The 19,563-nt window shown below is 60.8% G+C and carries 18 protein-coding genes and 1 tRNA gene; 11 read left to right on the forward strand and 8 right to left on the reverse strand.

Annotated elements, in window-relative coordinates; genetic code table 11:
* Positions 1-48: 48 nt before the first annotated feature.
* Genes GQX66_RS24860 through GQX66_RS24870 form a run of 4 tightly spaced genes read left to right on the forward strand, consistent with a single transcriptional unit; the run spans position 49 to position 2,451 of the window.
* Positions 49-453: a MarR family transcriptional regulator gene (locus GQX66_RS24860; RefSeq protein ID WP_007950413.1), complete on the forward strand. Its 405-nt coding sequence runs from the start codon at positions 49-51 to the stop codon at positions 451-453.
* A 54-nt stretch (positions 454-507) separates the two neighbouring features.
* On the forward strand, positions 508-1,716 hold the full coding sequence (locus tag GQX66_RS24865) for an MFS transporter (RefSeq protein ID WP_102718415.1): 1,209 nt from the start codon (positions 508-510) through the stop codon (positions 1,714-1,716).
* A complete protein-coding gene (locus tag GQX66_RS28530; RefSeq protein ID WP_007950415.1) occupies positions 1,713-1,835 on the forward strand; it encodes a hypothetical protein in 123 nt (40 codons plus the stop codon). Before GQX66_RS24865 ends, GQX66_RS28530 begins: the two co-directional genes overlap by 4 nt.
* A gap of 55 nt (positions 1,836-1,890) precedes the next feature.
* On the forward strand, positions 1,891-2,451 hold the full coding sequence (locus tag GQX66_RS24870) for a glutathione peroxidase (RefSeq protein ID WP_102687988.1): 561 nt from the start codon (positions 1,891-1,893) through the stop codon (positions 2,449-2,451).
* A 97-nt stretch (positions 2,452-2,548) separates the two neighbouring features.
* Here GQX66_RS24870 and GQX66_RS24875 read toward each other — a convergent pair whose 3' ends face one another.
* The 3 genes from GQX66_RS24875 to GQX66_RS24885 all read right to left on the reverse strand — a co-directional run bounded on the left by GQX66_RS24875 (position 2,549) and on the right by GQX66_RS24885 (position 4,950).
* Positions 2,549-3,820, reverse strand: a complete 1,272-nt coding sequence (locus GQX66_RS24875; RefSeq protein ID WP_085747058.1) for an outer membrane protein transport protein — start codon at positions 3,818-3,820, stop codon at positions 2,549-2,551.
* Positions 3,821-3,966: 146 nt separating this feature from the next.
* On the reverse strand, positions 3,967-4,449 hold the full coding sequence (locus GQX66_RS24880) for a hypothetical protein (protein ID WP_011333151.1): 483 nt from the start codon (positions 4,447-4,449) through the stop codon (positions 3,967-3,969).
* Positions 4,450-4,725: 276 nt separating this feature from the next.
* A complete protein-coding gene (locus tag GQX66_RS24885) occupies positions 4,726-4,950 on the reverse strand; it encodes a hypothetical protein (RefSeq protein WP_007950419.1) in 225 nt (74 codons plus the stop codon).
* A gap of 955 nt (positions 4,951-5,905) precedes the next feature.
* On the opposite strand from GQX66_RS24885, the gene GQX66_RS24890 reads away from it, so the two are divergent.
* Both GQX66_RS24890 and rmuC read left to right on the forward strand, forming a co-directional pair.
* The gene (locus GQX66_RS24890; protein WP_085747057.1) at positions 5,906-6,229 is read left to right on the forward strand and encodes a hypothetical protein; all 324 of its coding nucleotides are present in this window, start codon (positions 5,906-5,908) and stop codon (positions 6,227-6,229) included.
* A 175-nt stretch (positions 6,230-6,404) separates the two neighbouring features.
* Positions 6,405-7,769 (forward strand): DNA recombination protein RmuC, encoded by a 1,365-nt coding sequence (gene rmuC, locus GQX66_RS24895; RefSeq protein WP_165369556.1) that lies wholly within the window; start codon positions 6,405-6,407, stop codon positions 7,767-7,769.
* Between the two features lie 9 nt (positions 7,770-7,778).
* Here the strand turns inward: rmuC and GQX66_RS24900 are convergent, their stop codons facing one another.
* Together GQX66_RS24900 and GQX66_RS24905 are read right to left on the reverse strand one after the other, a co-directional pair.
* Positions 7,779-11,249 carry a hybrid sensor histidine kinase/response regulator gene (locus GQX66_RS24900; RefSeq protein ID WP_085747055.1) on the reverse strand — a complete coding sequence of 1,157 codons (3,471 nt, stop codon included), beginning with the start codon at positions 11,247-11,249 and terminating at the stop codon, positions 7,779-7,781.
* Positions 11,250-11,383: 134 nt separating this feature from the next.
* On the reverse strand, positions 11,384-11,926 hold the full coding sequence (locus GQX66_RS24905; protein ID WP_102718411.1) for a TetR/AcrR family transcriptional regulator: 543 nt from the start codon (positions 11,924-11,926) through the stop codon (positions 11,384-11,386).
* A 91-nt stretch (positions 11,927-12,017) separates the two neighbouring features.
* On the opposite strand from GQX66_RS24905, the gene GQX66_RS24910 reads away from it, so the two are divergent.
* The 4 genes from GQX66_RS24910 to GQX66_RS24925 all read left to right on the forward strand — a co-directional run bounded on the left by GQX66_RS24910 (position 12,018) and on the right by GQX66_RS24925 (position 16,812).
* A complete protein-coding gene (locus GQX66_RS24910; RefSeq protein ID WP_236189126.1) occupies positions 12,018-13,205 on the forward strand; it encodes an MFS transporter in 1,188 nt (395 codons plus the stop codon).
* A gap of 53 nt (positions 13,206-13,258) precedes the next feature.
* Positions 13,259-13,570, forward strand: coding sequence for a cupin (locus GQX66_RS24915; protein ID WP_127797353.1), 312 nt, complete (start codon positions 13,259-13,261; stop codon positions 13,568-13,570).
* 105 nt (positions 13,571-13,675) lie between these two features.
* A complete protein-coding gene (locus GQX66_RS24920; protein WP_102687996.1) occupies positions 13,676-14,827 on the forward strand; it encodes a TDT family transporter in 1,152 nt (383 codons plus the stop codon).
* Between the two features lie 110 nt (positions 14,828-14,937).
* Positions 14,938-16,812, forward strand: a complete 1,875-nt coding sequence (locus tag GQX66_RS24925; protein WP_240871927.1) for an MFS transporter — start codon at positions 14,938-14,940, stop codon at positions 16,810-16,812.
* Between the two features lie 42 nt (positions 16,813-16,854).
* On the opposite strand, the gene sugE is transcribed toward GQX66_RS24925, so the two are convergent.
* From sugE to rdgC, 3 genes are all read right to left on the reverse strand, one after another.
* Positions 16,855-17,169, reverse strand: coding sequence for a quaternary ammonium compound efflux SMR transporter SugE (gene sugE, locus GQX66_RS24930; protein ID WP_011333160.1), 315 nt, complete (start codon positions 17,167-17,169; stop codon positions 16,855-16,857).
* Between the two features lie 118 nt (positions 17,170-17,287).
* Positions 17,288-18,253: a bile acid:sodium symporter family protein gene (locus GQX66_RS24935; protein WP_064378690.1), complete on the reverse strand. Its 966-nt coding sequence runs from the start codon at positions 18,251-18,253 to the stop codon at positions 17,288-17,290.
* Positions 18,254-18,327: 74 nt separating this feature from the next.
* Complete coding sequence (gene rdgC / locus GQX66_RS24940; RefSeq protein ID WP_007950430.1) at positions 18,328-19,248, reverse strand: recombination-associated protein RdgC; 921 nt, start codon at positions 19,246-19,248, stop codon at positions 18,328-18,330.
* 159 nt (positions 19,249-19,407) lie between these two features.
* Here rdgC and GQX66_RS24945 point away from each other — a divergent pair.
* A tRNA-Val gene (locus tag GQX66_RS24945) sits at positions 19,408-19,483 on the forward strand.
* Positions 19,484-19,563 lie beyond the last annotated feature (80 nt).

Here is a 19,563-nt window from a genome sequence, read left to right on the forward strand (position 1 = left end):
TTTGATCTGTAACTTGATTTAACACAGTCGCGGGTATATACACGCATCATGCTTCCTTCTCAGTGTTTGTGCACCAACCTGCGTCGCGCCGCGCGTGGCGTCAGCAGGCATTACGACGGCGCTCTCGACGGCTTCGGGATCAACGTTGCCCAGTATTCTTTGCTGTGCAACCTGCAGCGGCTGGATCAGCCGAGCATTTCCGAACTGGCCGAAGCGATGGGCCTGGATCGCAGCACCCTCGGGCGCAATTTGCGGGTGCTGGAAGGCGAGGGCCTGGTGGCGCTGGCCGAGGGCGAGGACATGCGCAACCGCATCGTCCGGCTCACCGAAACCGGTGCACAACGCCTGGCAGCAGCCCTGCCGGCCTGGGAAGCGGCGCAACAGCGGTTGATCGACCGGCTGGGTGCCGAGAAGCGTGAAACCTTGCTGCGGCTATTGGATGAACTGGCCTGAGGGCCGGTTTTTTCCGAATCTAAGCGGGTATATACCCGCGACTGGAGAATAACAATGAGTTCGATGTGGCGTACGTGCGGTTGGGTGTTGCTGGGGAGTGCGCTGATTCTGGCGTTGTCGTTGGGCGTGCGGCACGGTTTCGGGCTGTTTCTGTCGCCGATGAGTGCCCAGTTCGGCTGGGGCCGTGAAGTGTTCGCCTTTGCCATCGCCTTGCAGAATCTGATCTGGGGCCTGGCGCAACCGTTCACCGGCGCACTGGCCGACCGCTTCGGCGCGGCAAAAGTGGTGCTGATCGGCGGTGTGCTCTACGCCTTGGGCCTGGTGTTTATGGGGCTGTCGGAAACGGCGTTGGGTCTGTCCCTGAGCGCCGGTTTGCTGATCGGCATCGGTCTGTCCGGCACCTCGTTCTCGGTCATCCTCGGCGTGGTCGGCCGCGCTGTGCCGCCGGAGAAACGCAGCATGGGCATGGGCATCGCCAGTGCTGCCGGTTCTTTCGGCCAGTTCGCCATGCTGCCGGGTACCCTCGGGCTGATCGGCTGGCTCGGCTGGTCGGCGGCGTTGCTGGTGCTGGGCTTGCTGGTGGCGCTGATCGTGCCGCTGGTGAGCATGCTCAAGGACAAGCCGCTGCCGGTGCTCGGCCATGAACAAACCCTGTCCGAAGCCCTGCGCGAGGCGTGTTCGCACTCCGGGTTCTGGCTGCTTGCGTTCGGCTTCTTCGTCTGCGGATTTCAGGTGGTGTTCATCGGCGTGCACTTGCCTGCGTATCTGGTCGATCAGCATCTGCCGGTGAGTGTCGGCACCACCGTGCTGGCGTTGATCGGTCTGTTCAACATCTTCGGTACTTACACCGCCGGTTGGCTCGGTGGGCGCATGTCTAAACCGCGTCTGCTGACCGGACTTTATCTGCTGCGCGCCGTGGTGATCGTGCTGTTCCTGTGGCTGCCGGTGACGACGACCTCGGCCTATCTCTTCGGCATGGCCATGGGCTTCCTGTGGCTGTCGACGGTGCCGTTGACCAACGGTACGGTGGCAACCTTGTTTGGCGTGCGAAACCTGTCCATGCTCGGCGGTATCGTGTTCCTGTTCCATCAGTTGGGGTCGTTCCTCGGTGGCTGGCTGGGCGGGGTGGTGTATGACCGGACCGGGAGTTATGACTTGATCTGGCAAGTAGCGATTCTTTTGAGCCTGTTGGCGGCAGCGCTGAACTGGCCGGTGCGCGAGCGTCCGGTCGAGCGCCTGCAACCGCGTGCGAGCGCTGCATGAACCGTTTCTGGCCGCAGATCGTCGTCACCGCACTCGGCGCCGCGTTGCTGGCGCTGGTGTGGTGGGGCTGGCATCAGGGCGGGCTGGCGCTGATGCAGTTGGGCATGGGTGCTTGCTAGACCGGCGGGAGGGCGAGTAACGTCGAGGTCTGACGATTGCTCAAGGATGCCCGACATGCTCAAGCGCTGGTGTGCTGTTCCCGCGTTGCTGATGGCGTTGACCGGACTGGCCCAGGCCGCGGACTGTCCGGATCTGTTGCGAGGTTCGTTGCCTAAGTTGCGGGCCAAGGAATCCATCGACCTGTGTCAGCGCTACGCCGACAAACCGCTGGTGGTGATCAATACGGCCAGCTTCTGTGGTTTCGCGCCGCAGTTCGAGGGCCTGGAAGCGCTCAATCAGCGCTACAAGGCCCAAGGCCTGGAAATGCTCGGCGTGCCCTCCAATGACTTCAAGCAGGAGTCCAAGGACAGCGCCGAGACCGCCAAGGTCTGCTACGCCAACTACGGCGTGACGTTTACCATGACCGAGCCACAGAAGGTCCGGGGTGACGATGCGACTCACCTGTTCCAGGTGCTGGCTAAACAGAGCAGCGCACCGAAGTGGAATTTCTACAAATACGTCATCGACCGCCAGGGCAAGGTGATCGCCAATTTCTCCAGCCTGACCAAACCGGATGATCCGGAATTTCTCGCAGCCATCGAGAAAGCCATTGCCTCCCAGCCGCTGAAACCCTGATCGACGCCCATCAAAAAGCCCCGCCTCTGTGAAGAGAGCGGGGCTTTTTAATGGGCGAGGCCTCAAATGGTAAGGAGCTCAGCCTCGCCGTACAGCATCAGAAGCGGTAGGTTGCGCCGACACCGAAGCCATTTGCCGAGTTTTCATACTGGGAGTTGTAGGTCTGGCCGCGATCGTTTTCGTTGCGGATGTTGACCTTCTCTTCCTTCAGGTACGAGTAGGCAACGTCGATGGTCAGGTCTTCGGTCGGGCTCCAGCCGGCACCGATGCTGAAGATGGTCCGGTCGCCGGTCGGGATGCGTGGCGAACGGTCGACGTTGTTGGTCGGCGACTGGTCGAACGTCAGACCGGTACGCAGTACCCATTCCTTATTCAGCTGGTAGGACGTACCGATGGCGTAAGCCCAGGTGTCATGCCAGTTCTGTTCTTCGGTAATTTCGCCGAACTGGCCAGCCAGCAGCGGCTGTACACCGGAGTTCTTGACGGTGATCTTTTCCAGCTGGCTCCAGCGGGTCCAGGTGGTACCGGCGTAGACGTTCCAGCGATCGTTGATCGCCTGAGTGACCGAGAGGTCCACGGATTCTGGCGTGGTGATCTTCAGCGAAGCGTCGTACTTCTGGTTGGCACCCAGACCGACTGCCGCCAGTGCGCCGTAGTTGACCTTGGTGTTGCCTTCGAGCTTGTAGTCGACTTTCGAGTGGTAAGTCAGACCCAGGCGAGTGGTATCGGTAGCTTGTACCAGCACGCCGATGTTGTAGCCCAGCGCGGTGTCGTCACCCTTGATCTTGACCTTGCCGTCCGGCAGTGCCTGGGTAATCGACAGGTTGGATTCCAGCGACCCGTCGATGCGGTTGATGGTCGGGCCGAAACCGATCGACACGACATCGTTGAACTTGTAGCTGATCGTTGGCTGGAAGGTGATGATCTTGACTTCTGACTTGCTGCCGAAGTAACGGCCGGCGAAGCCGTTTTCATAGTCGGTGATCAGGCCGAAGGGTACGTACACACCCAGGCCGAATGCCCAATGCTCGTCGATCGGCTTGACGTAGTAGCCCATAGGTACGGAGGTGAAGGGCACCATATCGCCTTTGTTGCTGCCGCCGTTAGGGCTGGAGCTGCCATCGCTGATATCGGTTTTTGCGTCGAGGAATGCAACACCGCCAGTGACTTGTTCGCGCGTGATGCGCGACATGCCGGCAGGGTTGCCGTAAACAGTGCTTGCGTCGTCGGCAGAAGAAGATCGCCCGGCGTACCCAGTCCCCATCCCGCTGATGCTGTGTTCGTTGATGGCAAAGCCAGCTGCGAAGATCTGGGTGGATGCCACGGTTACGGCAAGGCTAAGGGTGGTTTTGAGCATGACTTTTTTCATTATTAGAACTCCTGGTGATCACCGGGGCGAAAATTACCAACATTTTCGTCCCAGCGCTATAGTCCGTATGCCTTGAGTTAGAGCGGTTTTGTAGGACAATCCGACCAGATTCGCGACCCGTTGGGCGATGTTGTGAAACCGGCGGGTCAGCAAGCGACCTGATTCAGCGGTGAAACACAGGTTTGCCAGGCGCAGGTGAAATCGCGCAGACGACCTTGAGGCTGGAAGGTCTGACGCCAGATGCGCGCCATGCCCAGCAGATCGTCCGGCTCGGGGAGGATGGGGTTTTGTTCTTCCACCAGAAGCCATGCAATGGCCGTGGCGTAACGCAGGTTGACCGTCAGTTCGAGGTGCGGCCCGCTGAGAAATGCATGTTGGCTGGCGAGGCCGCGAACCAGGCTGGCGCGTTCCGGGTCCAGCGCCAGGTAATGATCCCAGAGGGCCTGGTGACGGTGTTCGGCAATCCGGTACAGGCCGTGGCCACGGCGGTCATGCAGGGCGGAACCGAGGGCGGACTGGCTGGCAGCAATGCCCAGCAGAAGGGATTCGGCAGTTGCGCAGTGGCGTCCCAGGTAGATCAGCGTGGGACGGATCACGTAGCGGCACAGTTCGCTGGCAGCGATACCCATAAAACCCTCGGATCTTGTTATCGGGCGGCGAGACCTGAAGGGGAGCTTGGCAGCTGTGGATCGACTCAGGCTCGCCGGAAGCGGATCACGCCGCTTGAGTTGAAGTGTAGTGTCATATTCGCGACGTAAAGGCCTGTTTTTAAAATATTTCCGGCGAGGCGTTATAACCGTTATATCGGTTAGTGATTAGGCAGAAAGTGACAGAAGTGAAACATCGGGCAATAAAAAGCCCCGCGTTCTCAGCGGGGCTTTTGCTTTTGCAGCCATTTCGGCCTCTCAGGCGATCAATGCCTGACGGGTGCGATCAATCACGGCCTGCAGCGGTTCGGCGCTGGAGTATTGATCGGGGTACAGACGCTCGCTGTGGCGGGCGATCCCGTGTTCATTGACCACGGTGAAGCTGAAGCAGCCTTTGCGAGCGGCCATGATCAGGCAGTTCATTGGGGCAAAAGCGTTGGTTAGGGTGCGAATGGCATCCTGAGTCTGGATTTGAGTCGACATAGTTATTAGGTGTTCCTACAAATGACACGGATAAGAACCGTGCAACGTTAAAACGTTCCAGTAACGTCAACCACCATTGGTCGAGCGAAGAACCCGACTGGAACAAGGCAGCCAGTTCGAGCGCTATAAAAGTTGGCGCGCTTGGGCTGGCAGGTAGGTACTTAGGAGGACAGGCAACACATCGAGGGCAGAGGTTCTGGGCCCTTGGTGAAGATCCTGATCAATTTGCAGGTTGGTTCGGTCAGAGTAAGTGGTCTTCGCAACACTCTTTGCATTCGATTCAAAGACTGTGTCGTCGCAAGATTTACCTGGAAACCATCGAGGGGTCGATCCCGCTTTTTTCAGTGAAGGTCTATGTAAGAGAAACTTGACTGTGGGGGTTTGTTCGACCGGAATTGACTTTCAGCTTGGTACTAACGCCGCGGATACTAACGGAACGGTCTGAAGAAGGCAAACCCGGTCATCAAAAAAATTCCCGGGCGCGGTGCCCGAACTCCGCGCCTGCCCCGATCTGGCTTGCTAAACGACCGTCGGTCGCCACTACCCGACAGATGCGAACGCTCGGCGCAGGCGCTTATCCCCAGTCCGAATGCCAAAACGACCCGAAAAGGCGCATCGATATAACCGCGTAACAGGTACTTGTGCACATTAGTTGCGCGGACTGTAACGGCGCTGTCACAACGATCCTGACCCTGATGGCTGCCTGCATCGAAAGTTTAAGTCAATGAAAAACATCGCTTTTTTTAACTGGTGAAAAAATCGTCAGTTTGACTGCGAGCCCCATTCCACAAGGCTTTGCGGCGACTGGAGGGCGGTTGTCCACTGAGTTATCCACAGCTTCTGTGGATTGTCCCGAGCGCTTGCTCTAGCACGGGCGTGCCGGGTTTTTTTCGACTTTACCTGTGCGAAAAAAAGAGTAGAGTGGCGCGCCTTCCGATCTGTCCCACAGTGCTTTATGAAGTTTCGTTCAGCTCCAGAATCTGTTACCTCCCAACCCCTTCGTGTTACCGCTCCCAAGCGATTTTCCGTGCGCGTGGCCGAATGGCTGCTGGACAGCCCGCGCCTGGGCGATAGCCAGAATGCCAAGCACCTCGCCGGCCGCCTGCTCAAGCAACCGGCCCGGGAAGGGGTGGTCGCCGCGCAAAGTCGCCTCGGCCAGTTGATGTGCCGCGAGTGCGGCAATGCCCGGGATCGCCGGATCGGCCAGGACCTGTTGCGTCAGGCCGCCCGCGCCGGTGACCGCCGCGCGCAACAGGAACTCGGCCTGATCGAAGACTGAGCTGTCCAAGACCAGACGCCTTGGTTAACCTTCAGGCTTTATCGGATCGGCGGGAATCACTATGGCGATGGACTTGACCAGCATCCTGCTGGGGCTGGCAGGCGCGGCCGTGCCGCTGCTGGCGCTGGCCTGGCAACTGCAACGCCGGGCCAGTCAGAACCAGTCTGAAGTCGCCTTGCTCGAAGAGCGGCTGGCCATGGCACAAATGGCCCAAGACGGCCTCACTGCTCAACTTGAAGCCTGCCGCGATGAAATCGCCGATCTCGGCCAGGCCAACGCCTCCAAACAAGCTGATCTCGCGGCCGTGCGCCGGGAAGTCGAGCTGTTGCAGATCGAGCGCGATGATGCCCGTGACGCTGCCCATGCCTGGAACCTCGAACGCGCCAACAAAGAAGCCGAGTTACGGCGCCTGGACGCCCAAGCGGCTTCGCTGAATGCCGAATTGCGCGAGCAACAGGAAAGCCATCAACAACGCCTGGATGACCTGCAAGGTTCCCGTGACGAGCTGCGCGCACAGTTCGCCGAACTGGCCGGCAAGATCTTCGATGAGCGCGAACAACGCTTCGCCGAAACCAGCCAGCAGCGCCTCGGCCAATTGCTTGATCCTTTGAAGGAACGCATCCAGTCGTTCGAAAAACGCGTCGAGGAAAGCTATCAGGCCGAAGCCCGCGAGCGTTTTTCGCTGGCCAAGGAGCTGGAGCGTTTGCAGCAACTGAACCTGCGCCTCAGCGACGAAGCGACCAACCTGACCCGCGCCCTGAAGGGCCAGAAGACTCAGGGCAACTGGGGCGAGCTGATTCTCGAGCGTGTGCTTGAGCATGCCGGGCTGGAGAAGGGCCGCGAGTACCAGACCCAGGTCAATCTCAAGGGCCCGGACGGCGAGCGTTTCCAGCCGGACGTGATCATTTATCTGCCGGGCGACAAGCAGGTGGTGGTCGACTCCAAGGTGAGCCTCACCGCGTATCAGCAATACGTCGCGGCGGACGACGATGCCATCGGCCAGATCGCCATGAAGCAGCACGTGCTGTCCTTGCGCAGCCACGTCAAAGGCCTGGCCGGCAAGGATTACAAACGTCTGGAAGGTTTGCACAGTCTCGATTTCGTCTTGCTGTTCGTGCCCATCGAAGCGGCGTTTTCCGCCGCGTTGCAGGCCGAGCCGACGCTGTTTCAGGAGGCCTTCGACCGCAACATCGTGATCGTCAGCCCGACCACGCTGCTGGCCACTTTGCGAGTCATCGACAGCCTGTGGAAGCAGGAGCGCCAGAGCCAGAACGCCCGGGAAATCGCCGAGCGCGCCGGTTGGCTTTACGACAAGTTCGTGCTGTTCATTCAGGATCTGGACGAAGTCGGCAATCGCTTGCAGCAACTGGACAAGGCCTACAGCGCGGCGCGCAACAAGCTGACGGAAGGGCGGGGCAACCTGGTCAGCCGCAGCGAACAGCTCAAGCTGCTCGGCGCGCGGGCCAGCAAAAGCCTGCCCGCAGACCTGCTGGAGCGCGCAATGACCGATGCCGACGGCCTGGTCGAACTGCCTGAATAAGCCGCTCTGCTAGAGCGGCAAATAGCGACTCAACAACGCCCGCAACGCCGCCGGTTTCACCGGTTTGGCCAGGTAATCCAGCCCCGCTGCGTGAACCTGGGCCACGGTTTCCGGATGCCCGTCGGCGCTGATCACCACGCCGGGCACCGGTTCGCCCAGCCTTGTGCGCAACCAGGCCATCAGATCGGTGCCGGTTTCGCCGTGATCAAGGTGATAGTCCACCAATGCCAATTGTGGCCGCACGCCGTCGTCGAGCAGTGCCGCACATTCTTCGCGGTTGCGTGCGGTCCAGACCTGGCAGCCCCAGCGCGTGAGCAGGCTGTTCATGCCGATCAGAATGCTGTCTTCGTTGTCGATGCACAGCACCTGCGCGCCGCTGTGCAATTTGCCATTGATTTCCACCGCCGCCGCCGGCTGTACCGTCTGCGCTTTGGCCAACGGTACGCGGACACTGAACACGCTGCCGCGCCCCGGCCATGAGCGCACGCGCAAGGTATGGCCGAGCACGCGGCAGAGACCATCGGCGATCGCCAGACCCAGGCCCAGACCTTTTTCGGCGCGGGTCTGGTGGCTGTCGAGGCGTTTGAATTCCTCGAAGATCACTTGCTGTTTGTCCTCCGGAATCCCCGGCCCGCGATCCCACACTTCCAGACAGATTTCGCCTTTTCGTCGACGCACGCCCAGCAGTACCGGGCCTTTTGCGTAGCGGAATGCGTTGGTGAGGAAGTTCTGCAGAATGCGCCGCAGCAGTTTGATGTCGCTGTCGATGCGTAACTGACTTCCGCGTACCCGGAAGCTCAAGCCCTGTTCCTGGGCGAGCGCCTTGAACTCCGCGCCGAGAATATCGAACAGCTCATTGACCGCGAACGGCTTGCGATCCGGGTTGATCTTGCCGTTTTCCAGACGGGAAATGTCCAGCAGATCGCTGATCAGGTCTTCGGCCGAACGCAGCGAGCTGTCCAGATGCTGCACCAGTTTCTGCGCTTCGCCGCTCAGGCCGTCTTCCTGATGGGAGAGGGCGGCAGAGAACAGCCGTGCGGCGTTCAGAGGCTGCATCAGATCGTGGCTGACGGCGGCGAGGAAACGGGTCTTGGACTGGTTGGCCGCCTCGGCATTGCCCTTGGCTTCGGTCAGCGCGACGTTGAGTTGCGACAGTTCCTGCGTCCGTTCGCTGACCCGTTGCTCCAGCCCTTCGTTGGCCTCGGTCAAAGCCTGCTCGGCTTCGCGGAACGCGGTGATGTCGGTGAAACTCATGACGAAACCGCCGCCGGGCATCGGGTTGCCGATCAGCTCGATCACCCGGCCGTTGGGGAACAGCCGCTCAGACGTGTGGGCGCGGCCCTGACGCATCCAGTGCAGGCGCCGGGCGACATGAACTTCTGCTTCACCGGGGCCGCACAAACCACGCTCGGCGTTGTGGCGAATGATGTCGGCAATCGGTCGGCCAACGCTGATCAAACCGTCCGGATAGTTGAACAGTTCCAGATAGCGCCGGTTCCAGGCCACCAGTTTCAGCGACTGGTCGACCACGCTGATGCCTTGGGTAATGTTTTCGATGGCGCCTTGCAGCAGCGCACGGTTGAACTGCAGCACTTCCGAGGCTTCGTCGGCGATCCGGACGACGTCCTCCAACTGCATTTCCCGACCTTCGATGGCGGCTTTTACTACAGCTCGCGTCGAAGAGGCGCCAAGGACACCGGCCAGTAATCGCTCGGTGTGGGCGATCCATTCGCCGTCAGCGTTCTGATTCGGGTTGAAGCCTTTGCCCTGGCGATAGGCAAAGCGGATGAAGCTCTGCCGCGCGCGTTCTTCACCGACAAACCGCGCGGCCAGTTGCAGCAAGTCATCAATCTGCACCGCCAGCATCGAGCGGGCGCTCGGCCGTGCGCTGATCTCCTGACCGATAAAACGTCCGGCCTGCCAGTGCTCCGACACCCGGGTGCGCGACAGCACAGATACCCAGGCAAACAACGTGAAGTTGCCCGCCAGCGACAGCACCACGCCTTGGGTCAGCGGGGTGATCGGCAGGTTCAGCGGGTTGCTGTGCAGCCAGGCGAGCCCGGGGAAACTGTCCAGCGACCAGCCGAGGCTGCGCGCAGCGATCGGCAGGATCAGGGTGTAGAACCACAGGAACGTGCCGGCGGCGAGGCCGGCGAACACGCCGCGGCGGTTGGCCTGTTTCCAGTACAGCGCGCCGAGCATCGCCGGGGCCAGTTGAGTGACTGCCGCGAAAGCGATCTGGCCGATGGTCGCCAGGCTCGCGGTCGATCCGAGCAAGCGGTAGCTGACGTAAGCCAGCAACAGAATCACCACGATGCTGACCCGGCGCACCGAGAGCATCCACTGGCGGAAAACTTCGAACGGCCGCTCGGCATTGTTGCGGCGCAGCAGCCACGGCAACAGCATGTCGTTGGAGACCATGGTCGACAGCGCCACACTCGCCACGATCACCATGCCGGTGGCGGCCGATGCACCGCCGATAAACGCCAGCATCGCCAGCGCCGGGTGAGCCTGGGCCAATGGCAGGCTGATAACGAAAGAGTCGGGGATGACCGAGCTGGGCAGCATCATCTGACCGGCCAGGGCGATCGGGACGACAAACAACGCGGCCAGTGCGAGGTAGGCCGGGAACACCCATTTGGCCAGGCGCAGATCCTGCGGGTCGATGTTCTCGACCACCGTCACGTGGAACTGCCGGGGCAGGCAGATGATCGCCATCATCGCCACGCCGGTCTGCACCACCATCGACGGCCAGTTGATGGTTTCTTTCCAGTATTCCTCAAGGCGCGGGGCGAGCATCGCCTGATTGAACAGGTCGTCGAAGCCGTCATACAGCCCGTAGGTGACGAAGGCGCCGACGGCGAGGAAGGCGAACAGTTTGACCAGAGACTCGAAAGCAATCGCCAGCACCATGCCCCGGTGGTGCTCGGTGGCATCGAGGTTGCGCGTACCGAAAACGATGGTGAACAGCGCCAGCACCAGTGACACGATCAGCGCCGTGTCCTGGGCGCGGGTGCCCATGGCGTCGGCGCCGGCACCGATCAGCAGGTTTACGCCGAGGACAATGCCTTTGAGTTGCAAGGCTATATAAGGGAGAACGCCGACCAGACAGATCAGCGCGACGACCACCGCCAACGACTGGGATTTACCGTACCGGGCGGCGATGAAGTCGGCGATGGAGGTGATGTTCTCCTGTTTGCTGATCATCACCATCTTCTGCAGCACCCACGGCGCACCGAGCAGCAGCAGGATCGGCCCCAGGTAGATCGGCAGGAACGACCACAGCTGTTCGGCCGCCTGACCGACCGCGCCGAAAAACGTCCAGCTGGTGCAGTAGACCGCCAGCGACAGGCTGTACACCCAGGCGCGCACCCGTGGCGGCAGCGGTGCGCTGCGACGGTCGCCGTAGAAGGCGATGGCGAACATGATGGCCATATAGGCCAGGGCGACTGCGGCGATCAGCCCGGTGGACAACGACATGGAACACTCCCGACAGAAAACGACCGGACTCGCGCCCGGTCAGACAGTCTCGCACGGGCGCGACGGTTAGTCAGTGTCGACCAAGGTCGTGGCGCGGCGGGGTGTCGCAGGAACAGAACCGGGCAGTTCTGGGGTCAGTCCGGTTTGAGCGCGATGTCGATCAAGCGGTGCAGTTCTTCGACTTCCAGCGGCGCTGCCGAAAACAGAATGCGGAACACCACCGGGGACACCACCAGATTGATCAGACGATCCACGCTCGGCGCCGTTTCCTTGGGGTGGCGCTCGATGATGGTCTGGAGTTGCGCGCCGATGATCGTTACGCAATAGCCCGGCGTCGCGCTCGCCTGCACGTCGCGCATCATGTTGCGTCCGGGCTCCGAACTCATTTCGTCGAGATACTGTTCGGCCCATGCACGGATGTCGCTACGCAGGCTGCCGGTTTCAGCCGGCTCGCTGTCGGGACGCATGCGGGCGAGGGCGACGTCGGCCAGCAAGGCGGCCAGATCTCCCCAACGCCGATAAATCGTCGACGGCGTCACGCCGGCCCGCGCCGCGATTTGCGGGACGGTCACCGTTGAGCGCTCCTGTTCTTGCAGAAGCGCGCGGACTGCCGAATGAATCGACTCCTGCACCCGGGCACTGCGACCGCCAGGGCGTAAACCTTCTTTAATAGCCATGCGGCAGACCTTAACACAAAGAATTTGCTTTAAGCGCAAGCCGAGAGCACACTCCGCAAAAGCAAAAAATTAGCTTTTGCGGAGTGTGCCCATGACCAGCCTTGCTTCCCATCGTTCCAGCCTGTGGTTTCTGGCGATCACCTTACTGAGTTTTCTCGCCGCTTCCACTGCGCCGACGCCGTTGTATCACCTGTATCAGGATCAGCTGCATTTCTCGGCAGCGGTACTGACCCTGATTTTCGGCGTCTATGCGTTGAGCCTACTGGCCGCATTGCTGACGGTCGGTTCGCTGTCGGATCACCTGGGACGCAAACCGGTGATCTTCACCGCCGTGACGCTCAATGCGCTGGCGATGCTGCTGTTTATCTACGCGGACAGCGTGGGCTGGCTGATCGGCGCGCGAGTGCTGCAAGGTTTCGCCACCGGCATGGCCACCGCTGTGTTGAGCGCGACGCTGCTGGACACTGATCGCCAGCAAGGGCCGTTGATCAACAGCGTTGCGCCGTTGCTCGGCATGGCATTGGGCGGCATGGGCTGCGGCTTGCTGGCTGAGTTCGCACCGGCGCCGTTGCAATTGACCTATTGGTTGCTGCTCGCGCTGTTTGTGTTGCAGGGCATCTATGTTTGGCGCCTGCCGGAAAGCGTCTCGCCGCAGGCCGGGGCATGGGCCTCGTTGCGGCCGACCCTGCATGTGCCGGTTCAGGCGCGTTCGACGCTGTGGCGAGTGTTGCCGTTGAACACCGCGACCTGGGCGCTCGGCGGTTTTTATGCCTCGCTGGCACCGTCGCTGGTGCGCACGGCCACCGGTTCCACCTCCAACCTGATCGGCGGCGCGACCGTGGCGGCGCTGACTGTGACCGGTGCATTGATGATCTTCACCTTGCGCAATCGTCCTGCCTCCCGCGCGCTACAACTTGGGGCGAGTCTGCTGCCGGCCGGTATCGTGCTGATTCTGTTGGGCGTGCATAGCGCCAGTCTGTCGCTGTTCTTCTTCGGCACGCTGGTGGCCGGTTGTGGCTTTGGCTCGGGTTTCCTCGGAACGGTACGCAGTCTGGTGCCGCTGGCATTGCCCCATGAGCGTGCCGGATTGATGTCGGCGTTTTATGTGCTGAGTTACCTGGCGTTCTGCCTGCCGGCGTTGCTGGCCGGACATTTCACCCACAGCGTGGGCCTGCTGACCACCACCGATGTGTATGGCGCGGTGCTGATTGTGCTGGCGGTCGGTGCGCTGCTGATGAGTTTCCGGGCGCAAGCGGCCAAGACTTGCAGCGCTCCATAACACCTCTGGATTCGGTTAGCCTTGGCCAGCCCCTTCTTCTCACGGACCGACGCATGAAGATCATCCGCAGCAAGACCTTCACCGCCGAGCGCGCCTGGGGTGCGCTCGACATCGCCAACATGAACGGCATCACCACGCGCCTGCACTGGACCGACCAGCCCTACAAATGGCACGTCAATGACGGTGAAGAAGTGTTCGTGGTGCTCGATGGTCAGGTGCTCATGCACTATCGCGAAGAAGGTGAGGAGAAGCAGGCCTTGCTCGACGTTGGCGATATCTTCTACGCGTCCATCGGCACTGAACACGTCGCTCATCCGCAGGGCGCGGCGCGGATTCTGGTGATCGAAACCGAAGGCAGTGTCTGACTGCATATCTACAAAACAGATAACGGTTAGAGATATTACCCGTTATATAGATATTCGATTCGGTTCTACCATGGGCTCAACCTCACCAGAGGACAGGAGTTCATGATGATTTGCCCCAACAGCGCCAAACCCGGCATCAAGCCATTCAGCCAGCTTCAGCACCCGCGTGAAGTGATTCGCCAATTCACCCCGAACTGGTTCGCCGCCACTATGGGCACCGGTGTGCTGGCGTTGGCGCTGGCGCAATTGCCGGTGTCCATTCCCGGCCTGCACGCCGTGGCCGAAGGGCTGTGGTTGTTCAACATTCTGTTGTTCGTGCTGTTTACCGTTGCCTACGCCGCCCGCTGGATTCTGTTCTTCGACGAGGCGCGGCGGATCTTCGGCCATTCCACGGTTTCGATGTTCTTCGGCACCATTCCGATGGGGCTGGCGACCATCATCAACGGTTTTCTGCTGTTCGGTCTGCCGCGCTGGGGTGAGGGCGTCATTCATCTCGTCGAAGTGCTGTGGTGGCTGGACGTGGCGATGTCGCTGGCCTGCGGTGTGCTGATCCCCTACATGATGTTTACCCGTCAGGAACACAGCATCGATCAGATGACCGCCGTCTGGCTGCTGCCGGTGGTGGCCGCGGAAGTGGCGGCGGCCAGCGGTGGACTGCTCGCGCCGCATCTCGCCGATGCCCATTCGCAACTGGTGGTGCTGGTGACCAGCTACGTGCTCTGGGCCTTTTCTCTGCCGGTGGCGTTCAGCATCCTGACCATCCTGTTGTTGCGCATGGCCTTGCACAAATTGCCCCACGAAAACATGGCGGCATCGAGCTGGCTGGCCCTGGGGCCAATCGGCACCGGCGCCCTGGGCATGTTGCTGCTGGGTGGCGACGCCCCGGCGATCTTCGCGGCCAACGGTCTGCCGGGCATCGGCGAAATGGCGTCGGGCCTGGGCCTGGTCGCCGGGATCACGCTGTGGGGCTTCGGTCTGTGGTGGATGCTGATGGCGCTGCTGATCACCGTGCGTTACCTGCGTGACGGCATTCCGTTCAACCTTGGCTGGTGGGGCTTCACCTTCCCGTTGGGCGTCTATTCGCTGGCAACCCTGAAACTGGGCAGCACGTTGCACCTGACGTTCTTCAGTGTGGTCGGTTGTGTGCTGGTGACGTTGCTGGCGGTGATGTGGCTGATCGTCGGTAAACGTACGCTGCAAGGTGCATGGCGCGGCGAGCTGTTTGTTTCACCGTGCATTGCAGGTTTGAAGAAATAACCTGCAAAGATTAGGTAATGTGTGGCCTGGATCGCGGTTCGAGATTCTTATAAGCGTAGCCAGGCCACTCGCTACCTTCTCTTTCCAAAAACAACAGGGTCACACGGAAGATGAGTCACCCCTCACAGTTCAACCTGCTGCGCACCCGGCGCTTCCTGCCGTTCTTCATTACCCAGTCGCTGGGCGCGTTCAACGATAACGTGTTCAAGCAGTCGCTGATCCTCGCCATTCTCTATCGGCTGACCATCGAAGGTGACCGCTCCATCTGGGTCAACCTGTGCGCGCTGCTGTTTATTCTGCCGTTCTTCCTGTTTTCGGCGCTGGCCGGACAGTTTGGGGAAAAATTCGCCAAGGACGCGTTGATCCGTCTGATCAAGCTCGCAGAAATCGCCATCATGGCCGTGGGATCCGTCGGCTTCCTGTTCGATCACCTGTCGCTGATGCTGGTGGCGCTGTTCGCCATGGGCACGCACTCGGCGCTGTTCGGGCCGGTGAAGTATTCGATCCTGCCGCAGGCTTTGCGCGACGATGAACTGGTCGGCGGCAACGGGCTGGTGGAGATGGGCACGTTTCTGGCGATCCTGGCCGGGACCATCGGTGCCGGGGTGATGATGTCGTCGGCCAATTACGCGCCGGTGGTGTCCGCCGCGATTGTCGGCATCGCCGTGCTGGGTTATCTGGCCAGTCGCAGCATTCCCCGCGCCGCGGCGGCGACCCCGGAAATGCGCCTTAACTGGAACATCTTCAGTCAGTCCTGGGCGACCCTGAAACTCGGCCTGGGGCAGACACCTGCTGTGTCGCGCTCGATCGTTGGCAACTCGTGGTTCTGGTTCGTCGGGGCGATTTATCTGACGCAGATCCCGGCCTACGCCAAGGAATGGATGCACGGCGACGAAACCGTGGTCACCCTGATTCTGACGGTGTTTTCGGTCGGTATCGCGCTGGGTTCGATGCTGTGCGAGAAACTTTCCGGACGCAAAGTCGAGATCGGCCTGGTGCCGTTTGGCTCGTTCGGCCTGACGGTTTTCGGGCTGTTGCTGTGGTGGCATTCCGGTGGAATTCCAGAAAGCGCTGTTGGCCATAGCTGGACCGAAGTGCTGAGTTTCGGCCATGCCTGGGCGGTGTTGATCGATGTGCTGGGCCTCGGGATCTTCGGCGGTTTCTATATTGTGCCGCTGTACGCGTTGATCCAGTCGCGCACCGCCGAGAACGAGCGGGCGCGGGTAATTGCGGCCAACAACATTCTCAACGCGCTGTTCATGGTGATCTCGGCGATTGTCACCATCGTGTTGTTGAGCGTGGTCAAGCTGTCTATTCCGCAGCTGTTTCTGGTGGTGTCGCTGCTCAACATCGGCGTCAACGCCTACATCTTCAAGATCGTCCCCGAGTTCAGCATGCGTTTCATGATCTGGCTGCTGAGCCATTCCATGTACCGCGTCGAGCATCGCAACCTTGAGGCGATTCCCGATGAGGGCGCGGCGTTGCTGGTGTGCAACCACGTGTCGTTCGTCGATGCGTTGCTGATTGGTGGCGCGGTGCGTCGGCCGATTCGCTTTGTCATGTACTACAAGATCTACAACCTGCCGGTGCTGAACTTTATCTTCCGCACGGCGGGGACGATTCCTATCGCCGGACGTCAGGAAGACATCCAGATCTACGAAAAGGCCTTCACCCGGATTGCCCAGTATCTGAAGGACGGTGAGCTGGTGTGCATCTTCCCGGAAGGCAAGTTGACCGCCGATGGCGAGATCAACGAGTTCAAGGGCGGGCTGACGCGGATTCTCGAAGAGACACCGGTGCCGGTGATTCCGCTGGCTTTGCAGGGGTTGTGGGGAAGTTTCTTCAGTCGCGATCCGAACAAAGGGGTATTCCGGCGCTTGTGGTCGCGGGTGACGCTGGTGGCGGGTGCACCGGTCGCCGTGGAAGCGGCGCAGCCGGCGGAGTTGCAGGCGTTGGTCGGGGAGTTGCGCGGGACTGTCAGGTAGTTGTTAAGAAAGCCGCCATCCCTGACGGATGGCGGCAACGGCTCAGGCGCTGACCTTGAGCCCGATCAGCCCTGCGACGATCAACGCCACGCTGGCCAGGCGAATCAACGCCATCGATTCGCCAAACAGAATGATCCCGGCAATCACCGTGCCCACGGCACCGACGCCAGTCCAGATCGCATAGGCCGTGCCCAGTGGCAATTCCTTCATTGCCAGACCCAGCAGGCCAAGGCTGACTGCCATGGCGGCAACGGTGAGAACGGTCGGAAGCGGACGGGTGAAACCGTCGGTGTATTTCAGGCCGACGGCCCAGCCGACTTCGAACAGGCCGGCGAAAAACAGAATTATCCAGGACATGAAAAACCTCCATCGATTGACGGGGCCGTCCCCAGATTGAAAACTCGATTGAGCCGCAGGGTCGTCCCCGCGTGGCGCACATACTACCTAAAATTGTGCGCCGCGCCTTGATCCCGGATCAGTCGGCCGCCTGTTGCGCCAGCGTCTCACGGTCTTGTTTTTCGCTCATCCGTCGGAAGTATGTCGAAAGCAGCGCCCCGGAAATGTTGTGCCAAACACTGAACAACGCGCTCGGCACCGCCGCCAGCGGCGAGAAATGCGCACTGGCCAGCGCAGCCCCCAACCCCGAGTTCTGCATGCCGACTTCCAGCGCCAGGGACTTGCGCTGCGGCAGCGGCAGGCCGAACAGGCGCCCGGTGAAATAGCCCAGCAGATAACCGAAGCTGTTGTGCAGCATCACCACGGCCATGATCAGCAGGCCGGATTCGGCGATCTTCGCCTGACTGGCAGCAACCACGGCGGCAACGATGATCACGATGCTGACCACCGACACCAGCGGCAGCACTTCCACCGCGTGGCGCACCTTGTCCCCAAGCACTCGTTGCGCGACCACGCCGAGAACGATCGGCAGCAGCACCACTTGCAGGATCGACCAGAACAACTCCATGAACGAAACCGGCAACCAGGCCGAGGCCAGCAGCCAGATCAGCGCCGGGGTCAGCAGCGGGGCGAGGAGGGTGGTGACGGCGGCGATGGCCACCGACAGCGCAAGGTCGCCACGGGCCAGCCAGGTCATGACGTTCGATGAGGTGCCGCTTGGGCAGCAACCGACCAGAATCACGCCGACGGCGATTTCCGGCGGCAGATGAAAGATCTGGCACAGCAGCCATGCCATCCCCGGCATGATCACGAAGTGCGCAACTACGCCCAACGCGACGCGCCATGGATGGCGGGCGACGGCGGCGAAGTCGTCGAGTTTGAGGGTCAGGCCCATGCCGAACATCACCAGCCCGAGCAATGGCACGATCGCGCCTTTGAGGCCGAGGAACCAGGCCGGTTGCAGGAACGCGATCACCGCGAAAATCAGAACCCAGTAAGCGAAGGTGTTGCCGACAAAACGACTCAGTGCAGCCAGTGCGCGCATGGCCTGTTCCTTATTATGTGAAAACGCCACCGAAGCGGTGGCGTTTGAAGATAACCCAAAGACTGCGCAGAGGCTTAGATGCCCTGCGGAGTCTCTTCGCCGCCCAGTGCTTCAACCAGCGCCGGCAGGAAGTCGCCGAACGTCAGCATCATCAGGGTGAAGCTGGCGTCCAGTTGGCCGAGGGCTTCGTCGCCGCCGTCCTGTTCCGCCTGATCCTGCAGCAGATCTTCGAACTTCAGGCGCTTGACGGTCATCTTGTCGTCGAGCATGAACGACAGCTTGTCCTGCCAGGCCAGCGACAGTTGAGTCACCACCTTGCCGGTGCTCAGGTGCAGCTGGATTTCTTCGCTGGTCAGGTCCTGACGCTTGCAACGCACGATGCCGCCGTCTTCGTGGGTGTCGCGCAGTTCGCACTCGTCCAGCACGAAGAAGTCCGGGGCGGCTTGCTGGGTGGTGACCCATTCGGTCATCACGGCGGTCGGCGCGGTTTTCACGGTCAGCGGACGAACCGGCAGGGTGCCGATCACTTCACGCAGGGTGGAGAGCAGGTCTTCGGCGCGTTTCGGGCTGGCCGAGTTGACCAGGATCAGACCCTGTTTCGGCGCGATGGCGGCGAAGGTCGAAGAGCGGCGGATAAACGCGCGCGGCAGGAAAGCCTGGATGATTTCATCCTTGATCTGATCGCGTTCCTTCTTATAGACCTTGCGCATCTGCTCGGCTTCGATCTCTTCGACCTTTTCCTTGACCGCGTCACGCACGACGCTGCCTGGCAGGATGCGTTCTTCTTTACGGGCGGAGATCAGCAGGAAGTCACCGCTGACGTGCACCAGTGGAGCATCTTCGCCCTTGCCGAACGGCGCGACGAAACCGTAGGTGGTCAACTCCTGGCTTGCACATGGACGCGCCAGTTTGGTGGCCAGTGCAGTTTCCAGCGCCTCGGCATCGACAGGCAGGTCTTGGGTCAGGCGATAGATAAGCAGGTTTTTGAACCACATGGGGTGAGTCTCTCCTTTATACAAAGGGGGGCATTATTGTCTTCGCCGGGTCATAGGCCAACCCTTCTCTAAGCCTTTGGAAGGGCTGAGAAAATTATTTAAAAAAGTGCTTGCCAGAGGTTGGGTCGCTCCGTAGAATGCGCGCCACACCGAAGCGAAGGGTGATTAGCTCAGCTGGGAGAGCGTCTGCCTTACAAGCAGAATGTCGGCGGTTCGATCCCGTCATCACCCACCATTCGTTTCAAGTGTTTAGCGCAGCGGTAGTTCAGTCGGTTAGAATACCGGCCTGTCACGCCGGGGGTCGCGGGTTCGAGT

The organism is Pseudomonas sp. B707, assembly GCF_022496685.1.
Lineage (GTDB): Bacteria > Pseudomonadota > Gammaproteobacteria > Pseudomonadales > Pseudomonadaceae > Aquipseudomonas > Aquipseudomonas paraglycinae.

Bases quoted from the DNA above. Each gene is read 5' to 3' on its own strand.
- GQX66_RS24860 (WP_007950413.1), top strand. From the start codon at position 49: ATGCTTCCTTCTCAGTGTTTGTGCACCAACCTGCGTCGCGCCGCGCGT.
- GQX66_RS24865 (WP_102718415.1), top strand. From the start codon at position 508: ATGAGTTCGATGTGGCGTACGTGCGGTTGGGTGTTGCTGGGGAGTGCG.
- GQX66_RS28530 (WP_007950415.1), top strand. From the start codon at position 1,713: ATGAACCGTTTCTGGCCGCAGATCGTCGTCACCGCACTCGGCGCCGCG.
- GQX66_RS24870 (WP_102687988.1), top strand. From the start codon at position 1,891: ATGCTCAAGCGCTGGTGTGCTGTTCCCGCGTTGCTGATGGCGTTGACC.
- GQX66_RS24875 (WP_085747058.1), bottom strand. From the start codon at position 3,820: ATGAAAAAAGTCATGCTCAAAACCACCCTTAGCCTTGCCGTAACCGTG.
- GQX66_RS24880 (WP_011333151.1), bottom strand. From the start codon at position 4,449: ATGGGTATCGCTGCCAGCGAACTGTGCCGCTACGTGATCCGTCCCACG.
- GQX66_RS24885 (WP_007950419.1), bottom strand. From the start codon at position 4,950: ATGTCGACTCAAATCCAGACTCAGGATGCCATTCGCACCCTAACCAAC.
- GQX66_RS24890 (WP_085747057.1), top strand. From the start codon at position 5,906: ATGAAGTTTCGTTCAGCTCCAGAATCTGTTACCTCCCAACCCCTTCGT.
- GQX66_RS24900 (WP_085747055.1), bottom strand. From the start codon at position 11,249: ATGTCGTTGTCCACCGGGCTGATCGCCGCAGTCGCCCTGGCCTATATG.
- GQX66_RS24905 (WP_102718411.1), bottom strand. From the start codon at position 11,926: ATGGCTATTAAAGAAGGTTTACGCCCTGGCGGTCGCAGTGCCCGGGTG.
- GQX66_RS24910 (WP_236189126.1), top strand. From the start codon at position 12,018: ATGACCAGCCTTGCTTCCCATCGTTCCAGCCTGTGGTTTCTGGCGATC.
- GQX66_RS24915 (WP_127797353.1), top strand. From the start codon at position 13,259: ATGAAGATCATCCGCAGCAAGACCTTCACCGCCGAGCGCGCCTGGGGT.
- GQX66_RS24920 (WP_102687996.1), top strand. From the start codon at position 13,676: ATGATTTGCCCCAACAGCGCCAAACCCGGCATCAAGCCATTCAGCCAG.
- GQX66_RS24925 (WP_240871927.1), top strand. From the start codon at position 14,938: ATGAGTCACCCCTCACAGTTCAACCTGCTGCGCACCCGGCGCTTCCTG.
- sugE (WP_011333160.1), bottom strand. From the start codon at position 17,169: ATGTCCTGGATAATTCTGTTTTTCGCCGGCCTGTTCGAAGTCGGCTGG.
- GQX66_RS24935 (WP_064378690.1), bottom strand. From the start codon at position 18,253: ATGCGCGCACTGGCTGCACTGAGTCGTTTTGTCGGCAACACCTTCGCT.
- rdgC (WP_007950430.1), bottom strand. From the start codon at position 19,248: ATGTGGTTCAAAAACCTGCTTATCTATCGCCTGACCCAAGACCTGCCT.